Raw genomic sequence first — 3,090 nt, forward strand, 5'->3', positions numbered from 1 at the left:
AGTCTCCCTTGGAGAGGCGATTCATCCCCTACCTACTCATTTGGTTTTACCCTATACATTCCTTGAGGAAGGGGTCTTCTCGCCAAAGGAAGATAAACAAGTGAATTATTACATAAAACCGCCTATAGAGTAATGGAAAACAAAAAAAACACAAGCCTCCTCCCTGTACCTGTGTTTTGCAAATCAGTCGAGTTCATCTTCATATTTATTATGGTTTGGTGTCACGCCATCATAATTGCCTTCGATATCTGCTGAAACAAATCCTTCCACATCCTCAACAGATCCGATGTTTTCATCACTGTTCGGAAATACATCCTCATAATGATCCTGATCATCATAAATGTCCGATGGGGTGTCGGAGTTACCATAGCGGCTTACATCCTGCCAAGCATCCTCAGCGTCGTATCCGGTTTCCACCTCATCACCTGGATCGTTTGGATTTATATTTGGACTAAAAACCTGTTCTTCGATTGGACGATTATGCTTGAATGTGTCATTCGCGGCATGGTCAATGCAAACGTCGGTTGTCGGAATTGCTTCCAGGCGTTCAAATGGGATATCCTTGCCACATTTGCTGCAAATTCCGTACGTACCATCTTCAATCGCGTGCAGTGCTTCATTTATTTCTTCCAGTTCCTCTTCTGCATGTTCATTTAAGGCTACATCTTTTCCCCGTTCAAAAAGTTCTGTCCCATGATCTGCCGGATGATTATCATAGTTCGACAACTCCCCAATCGATTCCTGAGCAAATTCAAAATTTAATCCAAAATGATCTTGTACCTGTTTAATTAGCTCATTCTGCCGTTCGATTAAGGCAGTTTTACATTTATTTAATTGCGCTTGTGTAATCATGTCAATTAGCCTCCAGTCAAAACCTTGTTCAAAATGGATTGCTAATTATACTATGTGTAGAAGCGGCAAGTTGATTCTTCATTTTCCTTCCCAAATCATGTCAATATGTGGTAGGATTAACATGTATTATTTCGATTCATTTTGGTATAATACTCATGAATTTATTGATTAATTTAAATCAAAACATTACTTGTTTTCATCGTTTTTAATCCTTGCTGTGATTTTTTTGTGATTTTTAATGCACCACCAATCGCACTCATTTCAGCCGATTTTGAACTAAAAAACAGCTCTATTGTGTAATGATAATAAAGTTGTTTAACTTCTTGTGCAATTACTGAATATAAACTTATGGAAGTAACAATAAAGTCGTTTAAAAAACAAATCTTTATGCCACAATCGCGCCCTTTTATTGAATACTTCCAAAAAAACTTTAGGTGTACGGTAATATGTAATTGGCACGATATACAGCCATATCAATCGATAATTTGAAATTCAGCTCCCAGTATCTTTGAGTCAATTTTTTTGACAATACGATATCTTCCTTCGGTCAAACGATAATCCAACAAATCCATTGGAACTTGATCTTTGTATATTTCTTCGGGTTTCAACAATTGGGCAATCATAATAAATCCGACATTCGATTTATAGGGGATAACATACCAATTGCCCTTTATATATTTTTCCACAAGGTATTCCATCCCAAATGTTACCGTTGTGGACCCCAGATTTTTAACTTTAAAGGGGATTGTTTCAACCGAATCAGGAAACTCTGATTGAGGCAGATACAACTTGACATACATGTTCTGTTCATGAACCTCATTTGACAATACTCCATATTCCGAGTCTTTTTTTAACTTCTGTTTTTGTTCATCCAATCCGCAACTGGACGCCAAGAAGAGAACTATGACAAGAGACAAACTAATTTTCACAAATTTATCCATAGTATCCCCCTTGACTTTGTTAGGAACTGGTTCACCAAACCATCTCCCTGATTTTTCACAACCAGTCGTCTCCATATAATTATGCCAAATTTCTGTCAACTATACAATATTTTATTCAAGAAAATGCCACATGCAAATGATAGGGCGCCACGTTATTCCGTTTTTGCGGCCATTAACGGAAGATTTGTCCTCAATTATCAATCTGGTTAAATTCGCCCTTTAATACACCCATTATAATTGAGTCGTGATATTCCCCATCATAAAAAAGTTCATCCCTGATTATTCCTTCTTGTTTAAAGCCAAGTTTTTCATAGGATTTAATGCCTCTTTTATTGAATGAGTAGACATCTAACCCGATCCTATGTAAATTTAATATTTCAAATCCATATTTTAAAAGCAAGGACATTGCTTCAGTACCATATCCATTTCCCCAAAATTCATGATCGAATATTGATATCCGCACAACAGAATTTCGATTTTGATGGTCGATATCCAACATGGCAATATCCCCAATAGGTTGATTACTTTCTTGCAAACATATGAAGAGGTCAATCCTGCTATTATCTGATGAAATATTCTCAAACCAATTTTGAACCCCTGATCGATTAAATACTGTCTGGGTTCCTGTTAATCTTCTTCCTTCCTTATCCCAAAGTGCTTTAGTATAGAAAAAATCTAAATCCTCATTCTCCATTGGCCTTAAATAAACCCTTTTGCCATCAAGGAATTTAATTGGCTCATATTGTCCTGTGCTCTGCATGTTTATCCCCTTTTCTTTGTTCAATTAAATGGCCCGTTAATGGAATAAGCGAATCAAAGTTTTTAAACAACTTTATTGTAACTTAAACGACTTTATTTGTAATTAAAGAACTATATTTGTTACTCAACATCTATCCCGGGGCTTTATTTAGCATTTAAATAAAGTTTGATCATTTCTCTGCTTGTGTTGTTCCACAAACGTTTGCACAGGATAGTTTACAAACTTGGCTTACGTGATTGTAAAAGCCATAAAAACTTCCCTTTTGTATATGTATATACTGCTGGCTTGGAAGTATTTTCTGTTGCTACTTCATCTTCCAACTGTATATGATTTACATTTACCTTTCTAATGACAAACATGTTACCTTCGTACTCACCTTGATGAAAGTTATCCAATGCAACAAAATTATAAATTAAGTGGAATGTTTCAGTATCCATTATTTCGTATGTGTAAAATTATACTCGGTAGTAATTGCGGTACTTTTTGATAGCCAAAAAAGAGAAGGCGCTCTATCATTAAAATGTATGCTTTGCACGG

3 protein-coding genes are annotated in these 3,090 nt (G+C 35.9%); all 3 read right to left on the bottom strand.

The window, feature by feature from the left end; translation table 11 throughout:
• Nucleotides 1-183: 183 nt before the first annotated feature.
• Entirely contained in the window at nt 184-852 is a 669-nt protein-coding gene (locus tag IEX12_RS22895) for a TraR/DksA C4-type zinc finger protein (protein WP_088051083.1), read from the bottom strand.
• Nucleotides 853-1,325: 473 nt separating this feature from the next.
• Entirely contained in the window at nt 1,326-1,793 is a 468-nt protein-coding gene (locus tag IEX12_RS22900; protein WP_088051084.1) for an immunoglobulin-like domain-containing protein, read from the bottom strand.
• A 190-nt stretch (nt 1,794-1,983) separates the two neighbouring features.
• On the bottom strand, nt 1,984-2,577 hold the full coding sequence (locus IEX12_RS22905; protein WP_235000413.1) for a GNAT family N-acetyltransferase: 594 nt from the start codon (nt 2,575-2,577) through the stop codon (nt 1,984-1,986).
• Nucleotides 2,578-3,090 lie beyond the last annotated feature (513 nt).

The sequence above is a fragment of the Lentibacillus populi genome, assembly GCA_014642895.1.
Classification (GTDB): Bacteria; Bacillota; Bacilli; order Bacillales; family Amphibacillaceae; genus Lentibacillus_C; species Lentibacillus_C populi.

Bases quoted from the DNA above. Each gene is read 5' to 3' on its own strand.
- IEX12_RS22895 (WP_088051083.1), bottom strand. From the start codon at position 852: ATGATTACACAAGCGCAATTAAATAAATGTAAAACTGCCTTAATCGAA.
- IEX12_RS22900 (WP_088051084.1), bottom strand. From the start codon at position 1,793: ATGGATAAATTTGTGAAAATTAGTTTGTCTCTTGTCATAGTTCTCTTC.